Origin of the sequence: Pseudomonas retamae, assembly GCF_043496865.1 — a bacterium.
In the GTDB taxonomy this organism is placed as follows: Bacteria; Pseudomonadota; Gammaproteobacteria; order Pseudomonadales; family Pseudomonadaceae; genus Aquipseudomonas; species Aquipseudomonas retamae.
In genome coordinates this window covers 146,467-170,744 of the sequence record NZ_JBIEIL010000006.1, presented here as the reverse complement: position 1 = coordinate 170,744, position 24,278 = coordinate 146,467, and the positions used below count along the sequence as shown (strand labels likewise).

17 protein-coding genes are annotated in these 24,278 nt (G+C 57.3%); 12 read left to right on the top strand and 5 right to left on the bottom strand.

Annotated features, from left to right (window positions below):
• Nucleotides 1–66: 66 nt before the first annotated feature.
• Both ACGSLL_RS14100 and ACGSLL_RS14095 read left to right on the top strand, forming a co-directional pair.
• Nucleotides 67–1,215 carry a pyridoxal phosphate-dependent aminotransferase gene (locus tag ACGSLL_RS14100; protein WP_394506735.1) on the top strand — a complete coding sequence of 383 codons (1,149 nt, stop codon included), beginning with the start codon at nt 67–69 and terminating at the stop codon, nt 1,213–1,215.
• Nucleotides 1,203–1,994, top strand: coding sequence for an amidohydrolase (locus ACGSLL_RS14095; protein ID WP_394506733.1), 792 nt, complete (start codon nt 1,203–1,205; stop codon nt 1,992–1,994). The genes ACGSLL_RS14100 and ACGSLL_RS14095 overlap by 13 nt, the downstream gene beginning before the upstream one ends.
• A 259-nt stretch (nt 1,995–2,253) precedes the next feature.
• On the opposite strand, the gene leuA is transcribed toward ACGSLL_RS14095, so the two are convergent.
• The 3 genes from leuA to xseA form a co-directional block, all read right to left on the bottom strand.
• Complete coding sequence (gene leuA / locus ACGSLL_RS14090; RefSeq protein WP_090286008.1) at nt 2,254–3,933, bottom strand: 2-isopropylmalate synthase; 1,680 nt, start codon at nt 3,931–3,933, stop codon at nt 2,254–2,256.
• Between the two features lie 464 nt (nt 3,934–4,397).
• Nucleotides 4,398–5,219 carry a M23 family metallopeptidase gene (locus ACGSLL_RS14085; protein WP_203419383.1) on the bottom strand — a complete coding sequence of 274 codons (822 nt, stop codon included), beginning with the start codon at nt 5,217–5,219 and terminating at the stop codon, nt 4,398–4,400.
• 3 nt (nt 5,220–5,222) lie between these two features.
• On the bottom strand, nt 5,223–6,602 hold the full coding sequence (xseA, locus tag ACGSLL_RS14080) for an exodeoxyribonuclease VII large subunit (protein WP_332766195.1): 1,380 nt from the start codon (nt 6,600–6,602) through the stop codon (nt 5,223–5,225).
• A gap of 223 nt (nt 6,603–6,825) precedes the next feature.
• Here xseA and ACGSLL_RS14075 point away from each other — a divergent pair, with 223 nt between their 5' ends.
• The 10 genes from ACGSLL_RS14075 (at nt 6,826) to ACGSLL_RS14030 (ending at nt 18,681) form a co-directional block, all read left to right on the top strand.
• Nucleotides 6,826–7,593, top strand: coding sequence for a sulfite exporter TauE/SafE family protein (locus ACGSLL_RS14075; protein ID WP_394506729.1), 768 nt, complete (start codon nt 6,826–6,828; stop codon nt 7,591–7,593).
• Between the two features lie 136 nt (nt 7,594–7,729).
• Nucleotides 7,730–8,278 (top strand): sugar ABC transporter ATPase, encoded by a 549-nt coding sequence (locus tag ACGSLL_RS14070; protein WP_394506727.1) that lies wholly within the window; start codon nt 7,730–7,732, stop codon nt 8,276–8,278.
• A 105-nt stretch (nt 8,279–8,383) separates the two neighbouring features.
• Complete coding sequence (guaB, locus tag ACGSLL_RS14065; RefSeq protein WP_016773343.1) at nt 8,384–9,853, top strand: IMP dehydrogenase; 1,470 nt, start codon at nt 8,384–8,386, stop codon at nt 9,851–9,853.
• A gap of 80 nt (nt 9,854–9,933) precedes the next feature.
• Nucleotides 9,934–11,511, top strand: a complete 1,578-nt coding sequence (gene guaA, locus ACGSLL_RS14060; protein ID WP_042608327.1) for a glutamine-hydrolyzing GMP synthase — start codon at nt 9,934–9,936, stop codon at nt 11,509–11,511.
• Between the two features lie 565 nt (nt 11,512–12,076).
• The gene (locus ACGSLL_RS28250; protein ID WP_459349940.1) at nt 12,077–12,301 is read left to right on the top strand and encodes a hypothetical protein; all 225 of its coding nucleotides are present in this window, start codon (nt 12,077–12,079) and stop codon (nt 12,299–12,301) included.
• Nucleotides 12,302–12,541: 240 nt separating this feature from the next.
• On the top strand, nt 12,542–13,381 hold the full coding sequence (locus ACGSLL_RS14050; protein WP_394506724.1) for an HNH endonuclease: 840 nt from the start codon (nt 12,542–12,544) through the stop codon (nt 13,379–13,381).
• 225 nt (nt 13,382–13,606) lie between these two features.
• Nucleotides 13,607–14,902, top strand: coding sequence for an AAA family ATPase (locus tag ACGSLL_RS14045; protein ID WP_394506722.1), 1,296 nt, complete (start codon nt 13,607–13,609; stop codon nt 14,900–14,902).
• A complete protein-coding gene (locus tag ACGSLL_RS14040; RefSeq protein WP_394506720.1) occupies nt 14,899–15,645 on the top strand; it encodes a retron system putative HNH endonuclease in 747 nt (248 codons plus the stop codon). Before ACGSLL_RS14045 ends, ACGSLL_RS14040 begins: the two co-directional genes overlap by 4 nt.
• Before the next feature lie 253 nt (nt 15,646–15,898).
• Nucleotides 15,899–16,936 carry an SIR2 family protein gene (locus ACGSLL_RS14035; protein WP_394506718.1) on the top strand — a complete coding sequence of 346 codons (1,038 nt, stop codon included), beginning with the start codon at nt 15,899–15,901 and terminating at the stop codon, nt 16,934–16,936.
• Complete coding sequence (locus tag ACGSLL_RS14030) at nt 16,933–18,681, top strand: ATP-binding protein (protein ID WP_394506716.1); 1,749 nt, start codon at nt 16,933–16,935, stop codon at nt 18,679–18,681. Before ACGSLL_RS14035 ends, ACGSLL_RS14030 begins: the two co-directional genes overlap by 4 nt.
• A gap of 226 nt (nt 18,682–18,907) precedes the next feature.
• On the opposite strand, the gene ACGSLL_RS14025 is transcribed toward ACGSLL_RS14030, so the two are convergent.
• Both ACGSLL_RS14025 and ACGSLL_RS14020 read right to left on the bottom strand, forming a co-directional pair.
• Nucleotides 18,908–22,039 (bottom strand): membrane-targeted effector domain-containing toxin, encoded by a 3,132-nt coding sequence (locus tag ACGSLL_RS14025; RefSeq protein WP_394506714.1) that lies wholly within the window; start codon nt 22,037–22,039, stop codon nt 18,908–18,910.
• Nucleotides 22,040–22,154: 115 nt separating this feature from the next.
• Nucleotides 22,155–24,230 carry a TerD family protein gene (locus ACGSLL_RS14020; protein WP_394506712.1) on the bottom strand — a complete coding sequence of 692 codons (2,076 nt, stop codon included), beginning with the start codon at nt 24,228–24,230 and terminating at the stop codon, nt 22,155–22,157.
• Nucleotides 24,231–24,278 lie beyond the last annotated feature (48 nt).

Below are 24,278 nucleotides of genomic sequence, written 5' to 3'. Positions count from 1 at the left end.
CGGGTTTTTGCTTGCAGCTTGTAGCTTGAGGCTTGAAACTTGCGTTTCACCTGCAAGGGGCCTCCGATGATCACCAGCAAGCTGCCGAATGTCGGCATCACCATTTTTACGCAGATGTCTCAGCTCGCGGCGCAGACCGGGGCGATCAACCTGTCTCAGGGTTTCCCGGATTTCGACGGCCCGCAGTCGCTGCGTGACGCGGTGGGTCGGCATATCGCCAGCGGCCATAACCAGTATTCGCCGATGACCGGCCTGCCGGCGCTGCGCCAGCAGATTGCCGCGAAGATCGCGCGCAGTTACGGCGCCGCGGTCGATGCCGATCATGAAGTGACCGTGACGCCCGGTGCCACGCAAGCGATCTTCTGTGCCATTCAGGCGGTTATCCACAGCGGCGACGAAGTCATCGTTTTCGACCCGGCTTACGACAGCTATGAGCCAGCGGTGGAACTCGCCGGCGGCCGCTGCGTGCACGTGCAGTTGGGCTTGGAAGATTTTTCCATCGATTTCGATCAGCTCAGTGCAGCCCTGACCCCGCGCACACGAATGATCATTCTCAACACCCCGCACAACCCGAGCGGCGCGCTGATCAGTCGTGCCGAACTCGATCAACTGGCCGCGTTGATTCGTGATCGCGACATCTATGTGATCAGTGACGAAGTCTATGAACACCTGGTGTTCGATGGCGTGCCGCACGTCAGTGTGCTGGCTCACGAGGAGCTGTATCAGCGCGCGTTCGTGGTCAGCTCGTTCGGCAAGACCTATCACGTCACCGGCTGGAAAACCGGCTACGTCGTCGCACCGCCAGCGCTCACTGCCGAGCTGCGCAAGGTGCACCAGTACGTGAGTTTCTGCGGTGTCACACCGCTGCAATACGCACTGGCCGATTACATGGCCGAGCACCCTGAACATGTCGAAGAGCTGCCGGGTTTCTATCAGGCCAAGCGCGACCTGTTCTGCGACCTGCTGGCGCCGTCGCGCTTCAATTTCACTCGGGTCACCGGTACGTATTTCCAACTGGTCGATTATTCGCAGATTCGCCCTGACCTGAATGACGTCGAGATGGCCCTGTGGATGACCCGCGAGCATGGCGTGGCGAGTATTCCGGTGTCGGTGTTCTATCAGAATCCACCGCAGGGCCAGCGCCTGGTGCGCTTGTGCTTTGCCAAACGCGAGGAGACGCTGCGTGAAGCGGCGGCAAAACTATGCGTGATCTGAGTGCATTGCCGGACCTGACCCTTGCGCTGATCCAGACCAGCTTGGCCTGGCATGACCGCCAGGCTAACCTCGAGCATTTCGAAGGGCTGCTGGAGCAGGCGCGTGGTGCCGATCTGATTATCTTGCCGGAGATGTTCACCACCGGTTTTTCCATGGAATCGCAAACCCTCGCCGAAGCCGAGAACGGCCCGACTAGCAAGTGGCTACGGGTACAGGCGGCGAAACTCGACGCGGTGATCACCGGCAGCGTGATTATCCAGGCCGCCGACGGCAGCCATCGCAACCGCCTGCTGTGGGCGCGCCCGGACGGCGAAGTGCTGCATTACGACAAGCGTCACCTGTTCCGCATGGCCGGCGAACACAACCATTACACCCCCGGTGAGCGTCAGGTGCAGTTCGAATTGAAAGGCTGGCGCGTTCGCCCGCTGATTTGCTACGACCTGCGTTTCCCGGTGTGGAGTCGCGATGCCCAGGACACTGACCTGCTGCTGTACACCGCCAACTGGCCCGGCGCGCGACGCCTGCACTGGAATCGCCTGTTGCCAGCGCGAGCCATCGAAAACCTCTGCTATGTGGCGGCGGTGAATCGCGTGGGCAGCGATGGCAAAGGGTTCGCGTATACCGGTGACAGTCAGGTGCTGGACTTCCAGGGCGAGACGTTGCTGGCGGCGGGGGAGGCGGATGGCGTATTCAAGGTGATTCTGGAGGCAGCGCCGTTGGCGGCGTATCGCGAGCGGTTTCCGGCGAATCTGGATGCCGACACCTTCGAGTTCACTTAAGCCTTTCGTTGCCTGCGCTGGCCCCTTCGCGAGCAGGCTCGCTCCCACAGAGAAGCGCATTCCACGTGTGGGAGCGAGCCTGCTCGCGAAGGGGCGGTCTGATCGTTTCTACGCTCCGCGTGGGAATGCCTCAAGGGACGCTCTGCGTCCAGTGACGCGGAGCGTCACGGGCTGCATTCCCACGCGGAGCGTGGGAACGATCGCAAAGAAAAAGGCCCCGGAGCTTTCACTCCGGGGCCTTTTGCATTTCAGCAGTCGATTACGCTGCTTTCGCCTCTGGCTGGCTCAGCGAGCGGTTCAGTGCGCTGAACAGTGCCTTGAAGCTGGCAGTGGTGATGTTTTCATCGATCCCCACGCCGTGCACCGCACGCTCGCCGTTCACGCGCAGCTCGATGTAGGCCGCCGCTTTGGCGTTGGTGCCGGCGCCGATCGCGTGTTCGTTGTAATCCATGATTTCCACCGGAACCGGCAGGCCGGCGACCAGTGCTTCCAGCGCACCGTTGCCCTTGCCGCGCCAGTGCAGGTTGGTTTCGCCCTGACCCTTGCTCGCCACTTCCACTTCGACGGCGCTGTTGCCGTTTTCTTCCTGCAGGCGGTGGCTGACCAGTGCGTACGGGGTGTTGGCTTGCAGGTATTCGCTGATCAACAGCGAGTGAATCTGCTTGGCGGTCATTTCCAGGCCGAGACGGTCGGTTTCACGCTGCACCACCTGGCTGAACTCGATCTGCATGCGACGCGGCAGGCTGATGCCGTATTCCTGCTCCAGCAGGTAGGCGATACCGCCCTTGCCCGACTGGCTGTTGACGCGAATCACCGCCTCGTAGCTGCGACCGATGTCGGCCGGGTCGATCGGCAAGTACGGGACTTCCCAAAGAGCGTCCGGTTTCTGCTGGGAGAAGCCTTTGCGGATCGCATCCTGGTGTGAGCCGGAGAACGCGGTGTGGACCAGGTCGCCAACGTACGGGTGACGTGGGTGAACCTGAATCTGGTTGCACTCCTCAACCACTTTGCGCACGCCATCAATGTCGGAGAAATCCAGTTGCGGATCGAGGCCCTGGGTATACATGTTCAGCGCGACGGTGACGAGGTCGACGTTACCGGTACGTTCGCCGTTGCCGAACAGGCAGCCTTCGACACGGTCGGCGCCGGCCATCAGGCCCAGCTCGGTGGCGGCGACGCCGGTGCCACGGTCGTTGTGGGTGTGCAGGCTGATGATCACGCTGTCACGACGGTTGATGTTGCGGCCGAACCATTCGATCTGGTCGGCGTAGACGTTTGGCGTCGCGCATTCAACAGTGGCTGGCAGGTTGAGGATCATCTTGTGCTCAGGCGTCGGGTTCCACACCTCGATCACCGCGTCACAGACTTCCTTGGCGAACTCCAGCTCAGTGGCGCTGAAGGTTTCCGGGGAGTATTCGAAGGTCCACTCGGTGTCCGGCTGCATCGCTGCGTATTTGACGAACAGCTTGGCCGCGTTGACCGCGATGGCCTTGATGCCGTCCTTGTCCTGATTGAAGACGATACGGCGGAAGGACGGCGAGGTGGCGTTGTACAGGTGAACGATGGCTTTCTTCGCCCCGCGCAGGGATTCGAAGGTGCGCTCGATCAGGTCTTCACGGCCCTGAGTCAGCACCTGAATGGTGGTGTCGTCCGGAATGTGGCCTTCTTCGATCAGGGTGCGCACGAAGTCAAAGTCGGTTTGCGAAGCCGCCGGGAACGATGCTTCGATTTCTTTCACGCCGACCTGAACAAGGGTTTTCCAGAAGCGCAGCTTCTTCGCCGCGTCCATCGGTTCGATCAGCGACTGGTTGCCGTCACGCAGGTCAGAGCTGCACCAGATCGGCGCAGTGTCGATGGTCTTCGACGGCCAGGTGCGATCCGGCAGGTTGATGACGGGAAACGCGCGGTATTTCGAAGACGGGTCTTTGAGCATGCTCATCGGGAAATTCCTTGTTGTCTGGGCCGAAAAGAGGCGGCCTGCCGGTTGAACGAATGTTCTTGGAAAAGCGTAGGACGAGGCGCAGCGATTCAGCCTGGCAGTCGTGCGCTGACGAGGCACAGGCTGCGGTGCTGGCGAAGCTGAATGAGGGTGTGAGAGGTTTTCATGCCCTCAACCCTAACCGCGAGGGGGGAGGATGGCAAGCAGTCGAAAAAAATTGAGAGGAATCCTCGGAAAGCCGTGTTTTGCAGGAATTTATTGCGCTTAAGGCGGGGGAAGTTGTCGATGTTTGCGTGAGGCTAGATTGGGGCGCAATTGAATTTTTGAAAATTCATTGAGTAAGGTGGTGTTTTATAGGCCGCCTTCGCGAGCAGGCTCGCTCCCACACTGGATCTTATTCACAACAAAGATCCCCTGTAGGAGCGAGCCTGCTCGCGAAGGGGCCGGTAGCCTCAGCCAAGGACTTAGGGTTGGAAGGCACCAATGAAAATCGCCGGATCCACCCGCGCATCATTCAGGCTGACATTCCAGTGCATGTGCGGCCCGGTCGCCCGGCCGGTGGCGCCGACTTTACCGACCACCGCGCCACGGGCCAGTTGCTGGCCGTTCTTCACATCGATCTTCGACATGTGGCAGAACATGCTGATAAAGCCTTGCCCATGGTCGACGAACACCGTGTTGCCGTTGAAAAAGTAGTTACCGATCAAAATCACTTTGCCCGCCGCCGGGGTCTTGATCGGCGTACCGGCCGGCACGGCGAAGTCGAGACCGGCGTGCGGGTTGCGCTCTTCACCGTTGAAAAAGCGGCGTACACCGAACTTGCTCGACAGCGGCCCGTTGACCGGTTTATCCAGCAGCAGGTTGCTCGGCGTGTTCGGGCTGAAACTGCGATAGGCCTTGATCTGCTCGGCCAGTTCGCCCTCGATGCGCTTGAGGTTCGACTGATCCGGATTGACCTGCTGCTTGTTCTTCAGGGTGATGCGCTGCTCCGGGTATTTCTTGCTGCCCACGGTGAAGGGCAGAGTCCGGCCGCCGCTGCTGATCTGTTGCGCACCGGGCTTGACCGTCAGCGGTACGCCGACGATCGCCAGCCAGTTGTTCTGTTCTTTCACCACCAGCACCGGTTTGCCCTGATACGTGGCTTTCGGCGCTTGTGCAGCAGCGCCCAGATCCACTACGGCGACGCCGCCCGGCACCGGTTTGTTCAGCAGGCGAGTGATGTAACTGTCGGCGTGGGCGTTGAAGGTCAGGCACAGCAACAGCAGCGGAGCAAGAAAGCGCGGCATGGATCAGTCCAGTAAAGAAAGGGTGACGGGCGTCAGGTGATTGTCTTCGACGCGCACTTGCAGCTCGCCTTCGCCCAGTTTGGCTTTGAGGCGCTGGCCGGTGTGGGTCTGCGCGGCGTCGCGGATCGCGTGGCCGCGCTCGTCGAGCAGAATGCTGTAGCCACGACCGAGGGTTGCCAGCGGGCTGACCACATGCAGCGTCTGCATCTGGCTGTGCAGTTGCAGGTGACGGTTTTTCAGGCCTTCACGCATGGCCCTGGGCAGGCGATCGGCGAGGCTGTCGAGACGCTGGCGCAGCATCGCCAACTGGCGACCCGGATGTTGCCCGGCGAGACGGGTTTCCAGGCGGATCAGGCGCTCGCGGCGGGTGTTGAGATGACGCTCGAACGCGCGACGCATGCGCATGTCCAGATCATCCAGACGCTGCGCCTGCTGGCGCAAACGCTCGCCGGGATGGCGCAAGCGCCGGGCCATGCCTTCCAGGCGCAGACGGTCACGCATCAAGCGATCGCGCATGCGCATCACCAGACGGCGATGCAGGCTTTCGACCTGACGGATCAGATGGCTCGAATCCGGCGCAAGCAGTTCGGCCGCGGCGGATGGCGTCGGCGCGCGCACGTCGGCAACAAAGTCACTGATCGATACGTCGGTTTCATGGCCGACTGCGCTGACGATTGGTGTGACGCAGGCATCGACGGCACGCGCCACGGCTTCTTCGTTGAAGCACCAGAGATCTTCCAGCGAACCGCCGCCACGGGCGAGGATCAGCGCATCGAAACCGCGGGCGTCGGCCATTTTCAGCGCGCGGACGATTTGCGCGGTGGCTTCGCGGCCCTGCACGGCGGTGGGAATCAAGGTCAACTGGATTTGCGGCGCGCGGCGGCGGAACACACTGATGATGTCGCGGATCACTGCGCCGGTCGGCGAACTGATAATGCCGATGCGCTGCGGATGCGCCGGCAGCGGCACTTTGCGTTCGGCGCTGAACAGGCCTTCGGCACTGAGTTTTTCCTTCAGCGCATCGAACGCCAGGCGCAGCGCGCCGTCACCGGCCGGCTCCACGGTGTCGAGAATCAACTGGTAGTCGCCACGGCCTTCGAACAACGAGACCTTGCCGCGCACCTTGACCGCCAGGCCGTCCTTCAGCGCCTGACGCACGCGAGCGGCGTTCTGCCGGAACAACGCGCAACGCACCTGGGCGCCGCTGTCCTTGAGAGTGAAATAGACGTGGCCGGACGCCGGGCGGGCGAGGTTGGAGATTTCGCCTTCGACCCAGATGTTGCTGAACACGTCTTCGAGCAACACCCGCGCGCGGCCGTTGAGCTGGCTGACGGTCAGGACTTCACGGTCCAGGCCAAGTCTTGCAAAGGGATCTTTAATCATGGGGCGCAGTTTAAAGGCATTTGCCTGCCAATCACCATGACAGGACATAAATCCCCATGTGGGAGCGAGCCTGCTCGCGAAGGCGTTGGGTCTGCCAACAACTGCTGTGGATGAAATATCGCTTTCGCGAGCAGGCTCGCTCCCACATGGGGCTCATTTGATATCTGGTGGTGCTCATCGGTACTGGCTACAGTCACCGCAGTCTTATAAAGGATGCGGACCGATGGACGTTATGGAGCTGTTGGGGGCGTGGTCATGGGGCGCTGGAAGTTGGGCGGCGATCGGGCTGGCCATTGCTTTGGCCTACATCGTCTTCGGCATCGCCGGGTTCGGTACGGCGCTGGTCGCGGGGCCGATTCTGATCTTGTTCATGCCGCTGTCGAAGATCGTGCCGCTGCTGGTGCTGCTGGATTTCGTCGCCGCGTTTGGCAACCTGCTGCCGTCGCGGCGCGATGTCGCCAGGCCCGAGTTGTTGCGGCTGCTGCCGTGCATGGCGGTCGGTTGCACGCTGGGGGTGATCTTTCTGCTCAACCTCAAGTCCGATGTGCTGCTGTTATTGATGGGGCTGTTTATCAGCGCCTATGCGATTTACAGCCTGTGGGTCAAGGCGCGGCCGGCGCAGTTGTCGGCGGCATGGGCGGTGCCAATGGGCACGGTGGGCGGGTTGTTCGGTGCGTTGTTTGGCAGTGGCGGGTTTCTCTACGCGATCTATCTCAACAGTCGCTTATCCAAGGAAGCCGCGCGGGCCACGCAGAGTGCGCTGATCAGTTGCAGCACCGTGGTGCGCCTGAGTCTGTTCGTCATCGCCGGGGTGTATGCCGAGCTACCCTTGTTGATATTGGCGCTGTGCCTGTTGCCGGCGATGGCGCTGGGCTTGTGGATCGGCCGGCGGCTGAGCATGAAGTTGTCGCGCGAGGCGTTCGTGCGGCTGGTGACGTGGCTGGTGCTGGCCAGCGGCATCGCGTTAATCGGGCGCTATTTCAGCACTTGACCGGATTTTGTCAGGGATTAAGCTGCCGGCCTTCAGGGACCCTTCGCGAGCAGGCTCGCTCCCACAGGTGACCGCATTCCAATGTGGGAGCGAGCCTGCTCGCGAAGGCATCAGAAGCCACACCGCAGGAACTTTCATGAACTCGCAAAGCATCATCGTCCCGAAAATCTCCACCCTGCCGGTGCACGAACCCCGGGCGCGGGCGATCGTGCGTTGGCTGGTGCGCAAGAACATCGTCGAAGAACAACTGACCACCTGCGGGCGCACAGGCAACCGCATGGCCCACGCCATCGCCGACGGTGCCCGCGCGGTGGTGCTGCACCCCGAGGCGCTGCCGTTCGGTGAGCCAATCAATGGTCTGGAAATCGTCACCAAGCGTTGCATCTATACCCCGGCCAAGGGCTTCCTCGAAGAAGCCGGCTGTGCCGAATGCCGCCGCGAAGTCGGCGAAGCACTGTTCGAAAGTCTGGAAGACTGGTTTCCAGGGCGCACCGACAATTTCACCTGCCCGGAATGCGGGCATGAAGACGACATCAACGGGTTCCTGTTCTTGCAGGAATGCGCGTTTTCCAACCTCGGTTTCATCTTCAACAACTGGCTGGAGGCCGGGTTCAAGCAGAGCTTCATCGACGAGTTCGCCGACTGGCTCGATCAACCTGTCTCTTGGGTCAAGGTAGAGCTGTAGGGCCGGGCTTTTCCTTCTATCAATTAGGCTGAGTTTTACATTGAACAGCAGGGGGTGTCTGACTATAATGGCGCGCTTCCATTTTCCCGCTCGGGAGCCCCCGCGATGCTGCGTATCAGCCAAGAAGCTCTGACATTCGACGACATTCTCCTAGTGCCCGGTTATTCCGAGGTACTTCCCAACGAAGTCAGTCTCAAGACCCGTCTTACCCGTGGCATCGAACTGAATATTCCTCTGGTTTCTGCCGCCATGGACACCGTTACTGAAGCCCGTCTGGCAATTGCCATGGCTCAGGAAGGTGGCATCGGCATTATCCACAAGAACATGACCATCGAGCAGCAAGCTGCCGAAGTGCGCAAGGTCAAGAAGTTCGAAGCCGGTGTGGTCAAGGATCCCATCACCATCGAGGCCGATGCCACGGTGCGTGATCTGTTCGAACTGACCCGTCTGCACAACATTTCCGGCGTTCCGGTACTGCACGATGGCGACCTGGTCGGCATCGTCACTTCCCGCGACGTACGTTTCGAAAACCGTCTGGAAGCCACTGTCCGTGAAGTGATGACGCCTAAAGAGCGTCTGGTCACGGTCAAGGAAGGCGCCGACAAGAACGACGTCCGTGAGCTGCTGCACAAGCACCGCATCGAGCGCGTGCTGATCGTCGACGACAAATTCGCCCTCAAAGGCATGATGACCGTCAACGACATCGAAAAAGCCAAAGCCTACCCGCTGGCCAGCAAGGATGACCAAGGTCGTCTGCGCGTTGGTGCTGCGGTCGGCACCGGTAAAGACACCGGTGACCGCGTGACTGCATTGGTCAACGCCGGCGTGGACGTGGTGGTGGTCGACACCGCGCACGGTCACTCCAAAGGCGTGATCGATCGCGTGCGCTGGGTCAAAGAGAATTTCCCTGAAGTGCAGGTGATCGGCGGCAACATCGCCACCGGCGCCGCTGCCAAGGCGCTGGCCGAAGCGGGCGCCGACGCAGTCAAGGTCGGTATCGGCCCTGGCTCGATCTGCACCACCCGTATCGTCGCCGGTGTCGGCGTGCCGCAAATCAGCGCGATCGCCAACGTCGCCGCCGCCCTTGAAGGCACCGGCGTACCATTGATCGCCGACGGCGGTATCCGTTTTTCCGGTGACCTGTCCAAGGCCATCGTTGCCGGTGCGTCCTGCGTGATGATGGGTTCGATGTTCGCCGGTACTGAAGAAGCCCCGGGCGAGATCGAACTGTTCCAAGGTCGTTCGTACAAGGCTTATCGCGGCATGGGTTCGCTGGGCGCCATGTCCCAGGCCCAGGGTTCTTCCGATCGCTACTTCCAGGATTCCTCGGCCGGCGCCGAGAAGCTGGTACCGGAAGGCATCGAAGGCCGCGTGCCGTACAAAGGCACCCTGAGCGCGATCATTCACCAGTTGATGGGTGGTCTGCGTTCTTCGATGGGTTACACCGGCAGCGCCAACATCGAAGAAATGCGCACCAAGCCTGAGTTCGTGCGGATCACCGGTGCCGGCATGGCCGAGTCCCACGTTCACGACGTGCAGATCACCAAGGAAGCGCCAAACTACCGCGTAGGTTGAGGCTTCCAGCAAAACGTTAAATCACCGGGGCTGTTCATTCAGCCCCGAGTTGTTTCTGATTCACTACATGAGAATGAGTCATGGCCCTCGACATTCACGCTCACCGCATCCTGATCCTCGACTTCGGTTCGCAATACACCCAGCTGATTGCCCGCCGCGTGCGCGAGATCGGCGTGTACTGCGAACTGCACCCGTTCGACATGGACGAAGATGCGATCCGCGAATTCGCCCCTAAAGGCGTCATCCTCGCCGGCGGCCCCGAGTCCGTGCACGAAGCCAACAGCCCGCGCTGCCCGCAGGCCGTGTTCGATCTGGGCGTGCCGGTTTTCGGTATCTGCTACGGCATGCAGACCATGGCCGAGCAACTGGGCGGCAAGGTGGAAGGTTCCGAGCTGCGTGAGTTCGGTTACGCCCGCGTTGACGTGGTCGGCAAGAGCCGCCTGCTCGACGGCATCGAAGACCACATCGACGCCGATGGCCTGTTCGGCCTCGACGTGTGGATGAGCCACGGTGACAAAGTCACGAAGATGCCGGAAGACTTCCACATCCTCGCCAGCACCCCGAGTTGCCCGATCGCCGGCATGTTCAACGACGATCGCGCTTACTACGGCGTGCAGTTCCACCCGGAAGTGACCCACACCAAGCAGGGCGGCCGCATCCTCTCGCGTTTCGTGCTCGACATCTGCGGCTGCGAAGCCCTGTGGACGCCCTCGAAAATCGCTGAAGACGCGATCGCCAACATCCGCGCTCAGGTCGGCACCGACAACGTCCTGCTGGGCCTGTCCGGCGGCGTTGACTCCTCGGTAGTTGCCGCGCTGCTGCACAAAGCCATCGGTGATCAACTGACCTGCGTGTTCGTCGACAACGGCCTGCTGCGTCTGCACGAAGGCGAGCAAGTGATGGCCATGTTCGCCGAGAACATGGGCGTCAAAGTGATCCGCGCCAACGCCGAAGAACAGTTCCTCAACAACCTGGCCGGCGAAGCCGACCCGGAGAAGAAGCGCAAGATCATCGGCCGCACCTTCATCGACGTATTCGATGCCCAGTCCAACAAACTGGAAAACATCAAGTACCTCGCTCAGGGCACCATCTACCCGGACGTGATCGAGTCGGCTGGCGCGAAAAGCGGCAAGGCCCACGTGATCAAGTCGCACCACAACGTGGGCGGCCTGCCGGAAGAGATGAACCTGAAACTGGTCGAGCCGCTGCGCGAACTGTTCAAGGACGAAGTCCGTCGTCTGGGCCTGGAACTCGGCCTGCCCTACGACATGGTCTACCGCCACCCGTTCCCGGGCCCGGGCCTGGGCGTGCGTATCCTCGGCGAAGTGAAGAAGGAATACGCCGACCTGCTGCGTCGTGCCGACCACATCTTCATCGAAGAACTGCGCAAGGCCGACTGGTACCACAAGGTCAGCCAGGCCTTCGTGGTATTCCAGCCAGTCAAATCGGTCGGCGTGGTCGGCGACGGCCGTCGTTACGCCTGGGTCGTGGCCCTGCGTGCCGTAGAAACCATCGACTTCATGACCGCGCGTTGGGCACACCTGCCTTACGAACTGCTGGAAACCGTCTCCGGTCGCATCATCAACGAAATCGAAGGCATCTCGCGCGTCACTTACGACGTATCGAGCAAGCCGCCAGCGACGATTGAGTGGGAGTGATGGGACGCCCGGCATTGTCCGGCACGATCTAGCAAGAAATGCCCCGAAGCCCGCGTAATTGCGGGCTTTTGGTTTTTTAGTTCTGGCAAATTCGGGCAGCTTTGTGCATCGCCAAGCACCTTGTTTGTATGGCATGGTACGGGGCATTGACTGAGCCAAATGCCATGTTTGGTGCTCGATACCATGTCGCCCTAGTAGGGGAGGGCATGGTATCAAATCTCATCATTAGCCCAGTTTCATTGGGTTTTATCGTGGTGCATGCGTGCTTTTCTGAGCATGGTATTTTTTATCCATGGAATCCGTAACTGCCATGCTGACCGATACCAAGCTGCGTAACCTCAAACCGCAAGAAAAACTCTACAAGGTGAACGACCGCGACGGGCTGTAAGTGGCCGTCGCTGCGGCAAGAGCGAGAGAAGAATGGCAGGGAAGAAAAAAACGACTTACGGCACCCGGCCCCTGAACGGATACATCAAGGTATTCGTGACCGAGGACGAACGCGCCGCTGGTAGATCGTGCCGCGCAAGCGGGAATGTCTCAGTCCGCGCTCCTGCGGGCGGTTGGGTTGAATGAGCCGATCCGGTCGGTTGTTGACCTGCAAGCTGTGGCAGAACTGGCAAAGCTTAATGGTGATCTAGGGCGAGTGGCAGGCCTGCTCAAATTGTGGCTTGCTGAGAAACCAGGTTTTGGAGCCAGTGCTGCTAAAGTCGAAGCAATGATGATTGAGTTTCGTGAGCTGCAAGCTGGGGTTCGCATAAAAATGGGTATGATTGTTAAAGCGAACAGGTAGCCTGAAAGGACTCCTAGCTGCTATACAAGGGCGGCGACCGTGTGAGCAACGGCGACAGCAAAGAAAAGCGCCTGATTTGTGAGCTATGGGCTAAAAAATCAGCGGGGAAAGGTCTGTATCTGATGGCTCAAAAGAAGGACGAGCAAGGCCGCGGTGTTCGCGAGCAGTTGCTTGCGGTCCTTGGGGTCTTGACCTTGACGCCCGGCCACTTAGCCGGGCTTTTCATTGTAAGGAGTAGTGATGGAGCTGGTGGTAAACGAGGAGCAGGTAGCAGAGAACCTTGCTGAGCTTGAACGTGCGAGAGTGTCAGCAGATGGAGATAGGAGGATCTACCAAGACCTCATTAAAAAAGGGACATGCTATCTGCCATACCTTACAGATGCCGGTATCGCTTTTGCCCCATCTAGGTTCATCGGCTACGTTGGCAACACGATTCGGATCCACGGATTCAACAGGGAGAAGCATGGAAGTGAAACCAACCATGCGCTGAACAAAATTTACGGCTCGTGTCCCGTTCAGAACGAGAGTCTACAGCTCGCTTTTGAAAACTTCTGCGTTTCTATTGGGGTAGCCCCCAGCCGGAAAGGTAGCTTTGGTGTCACCCGGAAATATTGGGCAACCGACGATGTTGCTGAGGTCATCGCTGAGGGCCAAGAGCAGCAAGTGATGAGTGATGCAATGCTCACTGAGACCCAGAAAACTCAGATCATTCTTGCTCGGGTTGGGCAGGGCGCTTTCCGTAAGAGCCTCATCAAGCACTGGGGGGCGTGCTCGGCTACTGGTTGCTCACAGATCGATATTTTGAAAGCCTCACACATCAAACCGTGGAGTCAGTCAAGCAACGCTGAGCGGCTGGATTTTTACAACGGTCTTCTGTTGAGTCCGAGCCTCGATGCACTGTTCGACAAGGGTTATGTCTCCTTTGACGACGTGGGAAAAATCTTGATTTCACATTACATCTCCGACAGGGATCGCCAGATTTTGAACTGCTCACCGGAGCTGAGCGTCTCGCTGTCAACGCAACACCTCAAGTACCTTGCTTGGCATAGAGAGCATTTGTACTGGGGAGAGGTAAATTGAATTTTGACCGATCTGGAACCAAAACGAGACGAGCATGCTGTGAAGGACAGGATGCACGACCAGGTAATGGCGGAGTTGCTGCGCGCTGACCCAGTCTATGCGAGAGCGCTTTTCGACGAAGTTTTGCGCGGCGGGGATAGTGACGAGCTAGCTATCTTGGTGCGGCAAATGTAGCTGTCGGATATTTGAATGGGGCCTTGAGTCCGGGGCGAAAAAGGAAGTCCTATGAAGATTAAGAAAATTCGTTGTGAAAATTTTCGCCGTTTTACCGACTTCTCAATTGATTTTGATGAAGACTTGACTGTACTTGTTGCTCGAAATGGCTCTGGTAAAAGCTCGATTCTCGACGCTTTGGCGATCTCAATCGGAGCTTTTTTAACCCGCATCCCTGGAGTCGCGGGGATATCGCAAAAAGAGACCGATTTCAAGGTATTGGAAACTGGCGCCAAGCCGCCCTATAGTAGAGTTACATGCGAAACAATCGATGGGGTATGTTGGGACAGGACTGAGCGTCGGGATAAAACGAAAAAAACGTCGAAGCAGATTCCTCCCGCGCTAGGAATAAAGGCAATAAATGATTATGCGGACGCGTTGGTCGACGGATTTAATGAGAGCAATGGCGTAATATTGCCGGTTCTGGCTTATTATGGGACGGGTCGTGGCGTTTTTGCACTTCCCGAGAGGAAGAGAGGTTTCAAGAAAGAGTTTACTAGGTTTGATTCATATAGTGAGTCGTTGGAAAGTAAGACTAATTTTAGACGTTTTATTGAGTATTTTTATAATCTTGAGACTCTAGAACTCTCAAGGCAGCGTGAGTTAAAATCTTTCGATTATAAATCTCCTGAGCTCAGCTGCATTCGGAGTGCTATACAGCAATTTATGCCTGAGTTTTCCAATCCGCGCATGGCTCATCCTGCTGGGATAATGTTGGATTGGGCACGAGCTGATGGCGTGTATCCTCTTAGGATCGAACAGTTAAGTGACGGGTATCGTATCGCGTTGGTTATGGTCATGGATATTGCTGCCAGAATGGCAGAGGCAAATCCTGATCTGAAGGATCCTCTCGTTTCTACAGGGATTGTGATGATAGATGAAGTGGAGCTTCATCTACATCCAGGTTGGCAACAAACCATTCTTCCTGACCTTCGAAGGGTCTTTCAAAATATTCAATTTATAGTGTCGTCTCATAGTCCTCACGTAATTTCAACCGTGCGCCCTGATCAATTGAGGGTGATTGATTGGGAGGGGGCAGACGCGTGTCTAGTGCCCGTAGCTTTCTCTGAAGGCGCTGATAATAGTTATGTGCTTGATAAAATACTTGGGGTCAATACTCGGCCTGATAGTTTAGAAATTGTTCGAAAACTAAAACAGTACCAGCAGCTGGTTGAATCGGGTAACTGGAAAGCGAAAGATGCGCTTCTGCTGAAGGAAGAGTTAGATGCATGGGGTAAGGGTTTTGATCCGGAGATTGAGCGCCTTGAAATGGATATTGCAATTCAAGAGTTGGATTCGAAAAATTGAAAAATATAAAGAAACAGGATGAGCCTGGTTTTGTAGCGGTTTTTAACGATACCAATCCATATGATGGAGTAAGTCATCGGCAACATTGGGATAAATTCAGGTCTGAGTCGGAGTATCAGGCTGAAGTTGTTGATCGGCTTTTGGTGGATCAGCATTATCTTTGTGCATATTGTGAAATAGATATTTATCGGCGCGATGGGGTTGGTGGGATTCAGGATATTGGGGTGGAGCACTTTCACCCAAAAAGCTCTTTTGCAAATAATATTCCATGGGTAACTAAGTGGAGTAATTTGTTCGCTGTGTGTTTGGGTGGTTCAAATGGTGCGGTTCACGAGCCAGAGGTAAGGTACGGTGCTCCTGATCTTACATGTGATAAGAAGAAGGAAAATAAAATACTTGATGGTTTGATTTTGTTTCCGTTGGATATACCGCTGGCGCCATGCTTGTTTACAGTAAGTAGAACCACAGGTCAGCTAGGTGTAAACGAAGCTGCATGTGCTGAATCAGGTGTTGCGGTTGATTTGGTAGATAGGACAATTGTCGAGCTGAATCTAAATTCAGGTAGATTGAAGAAAGCTAGAGTTGATACCCTAAAAATAATATCTGACGCTTTAATTGCTCAGGTAAAAGTTGGAAAGAGCGCCGGTGAAGCTCGACAAATTGTAGCTCAAGCGCGTTTATCGCCAGAAGATGGAAGGTATTTTAGGTTTTTTACCGCTGCTAGAGCGTACCTAGGAATGTAAATTTTCGCCTTGATATATCATAGTGTGTCATAGGCTTCCGCCTAATCGATATCTCCACTTACCTCGTAGGACTGGCATTTAAAGGTAGATGATGAGAGATAGATGCCACGGAGAAACGTTAGTCGCTGCCCTCTTCAGTCCTGAAGCTTCACGGTTAGCGGGCGCTATGCTCTGAGCGAATTGCGAGCTGTTGAAGGGCCTGGCGCCGTGCTACCTTCTTGAGAGGCTGGCACGATGACATTGGTGGGGGCACATGGAAATAAGTGCGTTAAAGAAGCAGCTTCAGAAACAATTTGGCGATGGTCTCGTCTTGGTCGTTGGTTCTGGATTGTCATGCGCAGAAGGAGTGCCCGGGATGGGATTGCTTGGCCAGCATTTGGTCATGCACATTCCAGCGAGCCTTTCCCCGGAGGACAATCAACTCTGGGAGCAGATCCATCCACTCATTGCAACTGATGGGCTGGAAGCGGCTTTGCTCAAGCAAGCTCCAACGCCCTCGTTGGAGGCCGCTATTGTGCAGAGCACCGGTGATTTCATCGCTCGGTCGGAGGAGGGGATCATTTCTGAGGTGTTTAGTAACGCAAAAACTCTTCGCCTAACGCGGCTTATTCCCCACTTGCTCAAGCCGGACGCGGGGATACCAATCGTGACAACAAACTATGACCGTCTCGTTGAGCTTGCCTGCGAGGAAGCTGGGCTAGGTGTCGATACAATGTTCTCCGGCCATTTTGCCGCGCGGCTAGATCCACAGGATAGCTACTGGAGCTTCTGCCGTAGCGTCAAGCTGGTCGGTAAAAATGTGCGGTACAAATTCGCATCCAAGGTAAACGTCTTCAAACCGCACGGAAGCCTTGACTGGTATCACCGTAAGGGCAATCCAGTACGTTACGCAGGAGCACTACCGCTACCTCGACTTATCATTACGCCAGGGCTAAACAAATTCAGGAGCGGCTACGACAGCCCCTTCGATAAGCATCGTGAAAAAGCCAACGATGCTATCGACAAAGCTCGCTATTTTCTCATCCTCGGTTACGGCTTCAATGACGATCACTTAGAGACGCATCTGACCCCTCGGATCAAGTCAGGTGTGAGGACCTTAATCTTGACCTACTGGCTCTCTTCTAAAGCGCGAGAGTTGGCCATCGGGCATAAGAACGTGATTGCGGCAGAATTTCACCAAGAAGGTGGCACTATCGGCACCCGTTTCATCATCGACGGCGCTGAGAAATTTTATCCCGATATCGATTATTGGGACCTTGACGGATTCGTAAAAGGAGTTCTATCCGCATGACTGGTGCAGCGCTCGACTTTACAGATAATGAACAAATTGGACGCGTTGCCGGTGTCGACACCAGTCGCGTTGCGATTGACGTTACTAACTCCGAGATGCTGACCCGCGTAGGTATAGGGCAGCTCATCGCGATTAGGGGGGTTACGCAGTCTGAGTTCCTTATTGCAATGGCTGATCGGGTTACCCGCTCACTCCGTGAGGAGCTCCCCGACCCCGCGGATGGTGAGTTCGGAACGTTGACCGTCTCGCCTTCTGATCATATGCAGGCTTTTGTAATTGGCACCTATCGAACGGTTGATGGAGAAAAATCGGACACCTTTAAGCGAGGGGCTGATAGCTTTCCTCAGATTGACCGTGAATGCTTCGTCATCGAAGCAGCAAATCTGCAACGGTTCATGGGCATCTTGGGTGCCGGCCTCTCAGAGAACGAGCGTCTAAAGCTTGGCGTATTTGTCGCCGACCGGAGCGCTGAAGCGATAGCAAGCGGCGACAAATTTTTTCAGAGGCATGCTGCAATTCTCGGGAGTACCGGGTCGGGGAAGAGTTGGGCAGTTGCGCTTATCCTTGAAAGGGCAGCCAAACTCAAGTTTCCCAACATTGTGGTTTTTGACATGCACGGTGAATATCGACCACTTGCGGATAAAAGCAAAGGCGGATTCGCGCAGCGGTTTCGTATCGCCGGACCGGGTGATCTAGCGGCGCCAAAAGATGATGCGTTATTTCTTCCGTACTGGCTGTTGAACCGCGACGAAATGCTGTCGATGGTTTTAGACCGGAGCGATCAGAACGCACCCAACCAAGCCTCACGATTTACCCGCCATGTCCGTGAGCTCAAGGGGAACACGCTTGATGATTCGGGTAAGGCCAAAGTTAAAGAGACCTTCACAGTCGATTCGCCGATTCCATATGCCGTATCGGACTTGGTTGATCGTTTAAAGGTCGACAATACGACGAAAGGGGTCGGTGCTAAGGGCGCGGCTGTTAAAGGCGAATGGGAAGATAAACTGACGCGTTTCATCTCCCGGCTTGAGGCTAAGCTTGACGACCGGCGATATGGCTTTATGTTTTCGCCACCACCAGAATCGTTGGATTACGGATGGCTTGCTAGGCAGATCGTGAAATTGCTTCGCGCGGACTCAAATAACGGCATCAAGATTATTGATTTCTCTGAAGTACCAGCTGATGTACTTCCTGTGGTTACCGGCACACTTGCCCGACTGCTTTACGACGTTCAGTTTTGGATGACCGCCGATGCCCGCACTCCGATCACGTTGCTTTGCGATGAAGCGCACCTCTACCTACCAGTGAAGGATGACGCTGATGCCGTTCAACGACAGGCGCTGTGGTCATTTGAGCGCATCGCAAAGGAAGGACGAAAATACGGCTTCTCTTTACTCGTGGTGAGTCAAAGGCCATCAGATGTCAGCCGGACCATTCTTTCTCAGTGCAACAACTTCCTAGCTCTCAGGCTGACGAACGAAAGTGATCAGAATGTCATCAAGAGGCTTATGCCAGATTCTCTAGTTGGTTTGACGGCTATGCTTCCGCTGCTCGACACAGGCGAAGCCCTCCTGCTAGGTGATGCTGTGCTTCTTCCGACGCGGATCAAACTGGATCAACCTCAAGTGAAACCTGACAGCGCAACACGAGATTTTTGGAGGGAATGGGGTACGCTCATGCCCGACGAAAAGCTACTTGAGGCAGCGGTAGAGTCTTTGCGCAGTCAGTCGCGGGTAGGTGGATAGTTTTCCCTTGCGCATTCATAGGCTGCCGATGGTCATCGGAGTATGGTTTTTCTCATGGTATTAAGCTATTGACATGACCTGTGTCGCCTATTTCATTGGGGGAAATCAGTCTATTGTTAATAGAGCGGGAATGATCCTGCGCAGGCTGGATCGGCGCATCGAGTAAACAAAAAACCCTTGGCCTTCAAGCCAAGGGTTTTTTCGTTTCATGATCCCGAAAAACGGCTCAGGTGGGCAGGCGACTTTGCAGGGTCAGGCCGATTTCTATCAGCCGCTCGGATAGCGCGGCGAGGTCGCGGAACATGATGCCGCTGATTCGAGGCATCGACTGGGCCCAAATGTAGACCTGGCCGTCCCTTCGGCTATTCACCGCGGTTCGCACAATGTTGCCTGAGCTGTCACGACGTATCAGTGTGTAGGCATTCTGGTTTTTTTCGAACATGAACATGCCATTGCGATGCAGCAGCTTTTCCTGCGCCGCAGGCGTCCATTGCGGCAGAGGTGCCTCAATCTGCAAACGCAGGTCAGCGAAGAGCACGTCGGACGAGGCGCGGGTCGTTGCGCCGGTATTAAACGGGCCACGCGCGACCTCCAAACCGGGATCGATACTGACGCCTGCTTCCTCTGCGGACGAAACCTCCTCGATCCGTAAACCGATGCCGCCCATGTGTTCGCTTATTCCCGGCAGAGTTCTGAACGTATTGGTATCGGTTGCGTCGCTCAAGGCAACCCATTTACCCGGTCTGTTGAGAATTCCATCACCCCTTATTATTCGGCTGCTCAGACGAATGCGCATCATCTGTTCTTCGATCGAGGTGAGCGGTACCTTTGGCTTGTAGTTCTGCGCAATATCAAGTCCCTGGACCCGGATGCCATTGGCCTGCGCTGTCTTGACCAACTCAAGAACGTTGAATCTTTCGTTGGGGTCGGTGCCAAGGCTGGTCAGATAGATACGCAGGTCCTGCGACATCTCCCCCGACCGGAAGAAGTCGTTGAGATCGATTTGAGCAAAATCACTGAGCAATCCACGGACATACAACATATTGATGTGGCGTGCGAATGCCGGCATGTTTTCGATCATGAAACGCATGCTGGCGATGCGATCCAGTGTCTCGCCAATCACCAGCCCATTGCTGTTGGCAAAAATACTGTCGATCAGCTCGCCCGTCGGCATCGCAGAAGTGACCTGCGGGATGACCGGCCGTGGAGGCAGGTTGGCCCAGCTCAGTTCCGAGTAGAACTCCTTGGCCTCGTTGAGCAGAACGACGCGCCTTTCGCCGAAGTAGGCGGCAAACGCCTCGGCAGTCGATCGATTGTCGCGGGCGGCGCCGGGCAGCGTAGCGGGGGAGTCAGGCAGGTTCATCGCCCACCTTCTGAGTGCCGGCATGTCCATTCCCTTCACTTCGTGAAGCGGCGTAACCAGACGCAGCGGACAGGCAGACGAGGGAATCGGTTCGACCAGCGGCAGCTCCGGCGAGGGCGTTGTGGAAGACGGCTCGGAGGTCGTGTCAGCGTCCGGTATGCAAGCCTTGCCCATGCATTGACCGCCGCCCCTGAGCCGCAACGCAGGTATGCGCTCCCACTTGCCGCCAGCACCGAAGCGTACGGGCAGCGAATACGCGAACTGATTGGGGCGCTCGGGATTGACGATCGCCCAGTGGCCGCTCTCCTCGGAATCGTCAAAGTAGCGCACGTAATACGCGTCGACGCCGATTTTGATCGCGTAGCGTGGCTCCTTGTCGAGACGGTAGATACCTTCAAATTTCCCTGGGGCCGCCTGGACGGCGTCCGGTACCAGTACCTCGTTGCATCGATAGCGGGCGGGAATCCCCGGCACGGAGGGGCCCTGTTGTGCAGCGGCAGTCGTCGAGGCCTGGACGGATGTGGCGGAAGGCGTTTCGATGGGAATGTCGTTGGCCAATTCGGTGCTGGCTTCTTCAATCAGCGCGGCAGGGGGCGGCTCCACAGGCGGCAGGAGAGGCGTGCCCGACGAAGTGAACTCGATCAACCCGGCCATTTCTTCGGCCTCGGCAAACTCGACTTGCGGGCCGACTTCCAGTTGCGCGCCCGTGCCGATCAGAAACGGCACATCAAAGACGATTTCAATACCGTTGAGCACCGCATTGGTAAGTCCCGTTTTGCGTTCGGCAGCTGTGATGCCGTTGACGGCCTGGTCGATGTTCAGCGCCATGTTGGCGATGCTCGCACCGATCAATGGCAACGCCGCCGGCCAGCCCACCGCCGCCATCGGGCCGAAGACTTTCAGGCCCGCGCTTAGATAACCTATCCAGAGCTTTTTGCGCAGGTCGCTGTTGGACGTCAGCGCCAGATGGGCTTCGGCAACCATGGCGCTGCGTGTCGATTCGCTTAACCAGGTGAACGCGTCCCCGGCGACGGCGACGTTGCTGCGATTGATCATTCGGTGATCGCTGCGGCCCCATGTGCTCACCAGGCGGTTCATCAGATCGGTGAGGTTTTCGCTGATGCGGTGACTCTCGGTGAGCGGGAAATGCTTGAGCAATGCGCTGCGTTTGTCCTCGCCATTCATCTGCTCAAGCAGCCACCCGTGCAGATCCGCCTCGGTGTCCATCAAGCGAAAAGCCGGGGCTTCGCCTGGCAAGTAAAGGGTCTGCCGGCCGCTGTCTTCGACCAGACGCAGCACATCGGTAGCGACGTGGCCATCGAGATCCAGCGCACGCACTTCTGCGCCGACCGGGTAGGTCGCTCGCAGCATTTGCAGAGTAACGGGCCAGGTGATCGGCCCGATGACCGAGGCGATGATGCGCTGAAAATCCTCGCCTTCGAGGTCATTTTGTTGCAGCGCCTGCACCGCTTGGCTGAGGAAATTGCACTTGGCCAAAACACGAAAATCATCTGCCGAGGTTCGCCAGAATTTGCTCATCTGATCGGTGTAGCGCGTGCTGAAATCGACTTCCCAGAACACCTTCAGAACATCGCTGCCCAGCAAGCGCACTTCATTGCCTTGATTGAAATTCTCGGCGTCTGGACCCTCCGAATAAAACCCGCAGTAGAGGCCGAGCAGGTCCGCGTTGTCTTGATCGGTCGCGCGAAAGCGATGAATGACCAGTTGCGTGAGGGTCAGCGTTTCGTAGGGCTTTTCCAGCAGATGTTCCCAGCCGGTAAACGTCAGCGTGCTGCTCTGCGCGGTTTTGAAACGGTGGAAATACACCCGGTCGGGATCAAGGCCGGACAGACCTTTGGCCAGCAGCAGTTCGCTGGCAACTTGACGCGCGGCGTCAGACAGACCCGGGCAGGTTTTCACGAGGGTCGTGGCGAGGGTTTTCAGGGCGGTTTTGTCTGCGGCGTTGGGCAGCAGACGACGTTCGGGAGCGGTCATGGGTTTTTCATCCTTGAGAAACAAGGATCGAGCATGACCGATTCGCCCAAGGCGAGTGCGTTAGCCGGCTATCGCCGGGTGTTCTGTGGAGGGGCGGCGAATGCTGCTGCACTTATCAAAGAAATTGCGACCGAATCAGATCCGTATCGAACGGCGTCAGCCCTTGATCTGGCGCGAACACCGTCTGCGCCTGCTGCGCAGAGGTCACATGCTCGCCCCGTGCCCTTACATGTAGATCGAAGAGCGTGTACAGATTCGGCCGCGGTGTATGTACCAAGGCCCGCAGCATCAACGAAACCCCGCTGAGGTTGTTGCTGACGTTATTCCAGCGGGGCGATGAGGTCAGCCCGAGATCGGCCCAGATCATGCGTCGTTCCTGCAAGTCCATTACGAAGGGCAGACAGATACCGGTATCGGAGGCGATATCGATGCGATCAACTACTGTGCGTGGCTCGAACACTTCGCCAGATGCCGTGTCGGCACGGGCCATCCAGCCGGCGAAGCATTCCGGTAGATCGCAATACGGCTGCCCGGTAAACGAATTAAGGGACGTGACGACGTAGCGGACGCCCTTCTCGACGAGAGCATCCAGATCGAGGTCAATGAACTCGGAAGCGCCTTTGGGCGCGTCGACAATGTCGCCGCTATGGTAGCCGCCATAGCCTTTCAGGTTGTAATACGCGACTACGTCCTGGAAAACGAAGTCGCTGTCGAAGAAGGCGGCTGACAAGTCAATATCGGTGCTCTCACGGCCGTTCTTCCACCACAGGAACAGGCGAATGAATCGTGTATCGGGCATCGGCAATCGACTGCCGCGTACCAGGGTGCGCAGGGATTTCGCTGCGGCCCGCTGTGCCAGTGGCACTCGATATTCGTGCAATGCAGAATCGACGAAGCAGCGACCCAGCGGTGGCAGCGATGCGAAACGCGTTATCAGGGCGTGTTCGCAGATCTGGGCGGCACGCGCCAATACCGGTGGTGCGATTGGATCGCGACGATCTTTGGTGCCGAAGACTTTAGCCAGCGCTCCTTTCGGTGTGAAAGCCCGCAAGGGCAGGGGGCGCGGGGCTTGTACCTGGGCCAGCAATTGCAGCAGAACCGGTGAGGAAACTTGTGCCGCGACAGCCTCAAACGCGTCGAGTACCGCGCTTGGATCGGCCGCACGGCGCAATGTCACATCCAGTCGCCGGGCGAATTCTCCGGGACGATCTTGCAGCACGGGTGTCAGCGCGGCGATCTGGCGTTGAGCAAGCATGGTTTCGACACGCGAGCCAAACGAAGCCGGCGCATCGTTGCGTCGCGCTGCGGTAATGGCGGCGAAAGCTTGCGGATACTTGTCAGCGTAATCGCCTGGATGCAGGACTTCGGCCAGGCGTTTCCAGCGTTCGGCCCGGCGCATCACATCTTCCGTAGCGTTGGGCGCGCGGTCGAGCAGGTGCAACAGCCGGCGACGCATCGAACGCTTCATTTTGCTGAAGCGCGTCAGCGCTGTCGCCAGCGACACGTCCCCACCATGCAAGGCGATCGCCACGCGCAGCACGTCGGTTGCCGTTTCGACGTTTTGTTCCAGAAATGCCTCCACCCCGGCGTTGTCACCAACATGCAGAATCAACGCTCCGGCGACCAATGCACGAATTTCGCGGAACGGGATGGTTTCGGGCAACAGACGGAACACGTCGTTTTTATACGTTCGGACAAACCAGATGACATCGGCGGCTTCCTCGTCGGACAGTGAGGTACGCGATGAGACCAGCGGTTCGAGCAGTGACTCGAATTCGCTGACGCTTCCCGGTTCGATCACCCAATGGATGAAGTTACCGTCAAGCAGGGCTGGCCGAACCTGTTCACTTGGCGGCAGGCGCCGCAGGCTGTGATAGTGGAGGACGGCGTTGAGATACAACTCCGCCTCTGAAGCCTCGAGGACCTGATTGGGGAAATCGGGATAAAACGGTCGGTGATGGACGTGATCGCCGCTGCGTCGCCGAAGTACTCGGATAACTTCACGCAGCCAACTCTTGAGTTCTTCCGCAGAGAGCATGCCGATTTGCTCAATCAGTGGCTCGGAGAGTACGCATCGGAGCGCCGTGACTTCTTTGACAGCGGATGCGACCTGCGCGCGCGTGGCTCCGCCAGTACCCGTAGGGACGTGAAATTTGCTACGGCGCCGCAGGAACAGCTCCTGATTGATCATGATTTCTTCCTTGGTCGCCGTTTCCAGTGAGTGGAGACTCACCTGTGC

Bases quoted from the DNA above. Each gene is read 5' to 3' on its own strand.
- ACGSLL_RS14100 (WP_394506735.1), top strand. From the start codon at position 67: ATGATCACCAGCAAGCTGCCGAATGTCGGCATCACCATTTTTACGCAG.
- ACGSLL_RS14095 (WP_394506733.1), top strand. From the start codon at position 1,203: ATGCGTGATCTGAGTGCATTGCCGGACCTGACCCTTGCGCTGATCCAG.
- leuA (WP_090286008.1), bottom strand. From the start codon at position 3,933: ATGAGCATGCTCAAAGACCCGTCTTCGAAATACCGCGCGTTTCCCGTC.
- ACGSLL_RS14085 (WP_203419383.1), bottom strand. From the start codon at position 5,219: ATGCCGCGCTTTCTTGCTCCGCTGCTGTTGCTGTGCCTGACCTTCAAC.
- xseA (WP_332766195.1), bottom strand. From the start codon at position 6,602: ATGATTAAAGATCCCTTTGCAAGACTTGGCCTGGACCGTGAAGTCCTG.
- ACGSLL_RS14075 (WP_394506729.1), top strand. From the start codon at position 6,826: ATGGACGTTATGGAGCTGTTGGGGGCGTGGTCATGGGGCGCTGGAAGT.
- ACGSLL_RS14070 (WP_394506727.1), top strand. From the start codon at position 7,730: ATGAACTCGCAAAGCATCATCGTCCCGAAAATCTCCACCCTGCCGGTG.
- guaB (WP_016773343.1), top strand. From the start codon at position 8,384: ATGCTGCGTATCAGCCAAGAAGCTCTGACATTCGACGACATTCTCCTA.
- guaA (WP_042608327.1), top strand. From the start codon at position 9,934: ATGGCCCTCGACATTCACGCTCACCGCATCCTGATCCTCGACTTCGGT.
- ACGSLL_RS14050 (WP_394506724.1), top strand. From the start codon at position 12,542: ATGGAGCTGGTGGTAAACGAGGAGCAGGTAGCAGAGAACCTTGCTGAG.
- ACGSLL_RS14045 (WP_394506722.1), top strand. From the start codon at position 13,607: ATGAAGATTAAGAAAATTCGTTGTGAAAATTTTCGCCGTTTTACCGAC.
- ACGSLL_RS14035 (WP_394506718.1), top strand. From the start codon at position 15,899: ATGGAAATAAGTGCGTTAAAGAAGCAGCTTCAGAAACAATTTGGCGAT.
- ACGSLL_RS14030 (WP_394506716.1), top strand. From the start codon at position 16,933: ATGACTGGTGCAGCGCTCGACTTTACAGATAATGAACAAATTGGACGC.
- ACGSLL_RS14025 (WP_394506714.1), bottom strand. From the start codon at position 22,039: ATGACCGCTCCCGAACGTCGTCTGCTGCCCAACGCCGCAGACAAAACC.
- ACGSLL_RS14020 (WP_394506712.1), bottom strand. From the start codon at position 24,230: ATGATCAATCAGGAGCTGTTCCTGCGGCGCCGTAGCAAATTTCACGTC.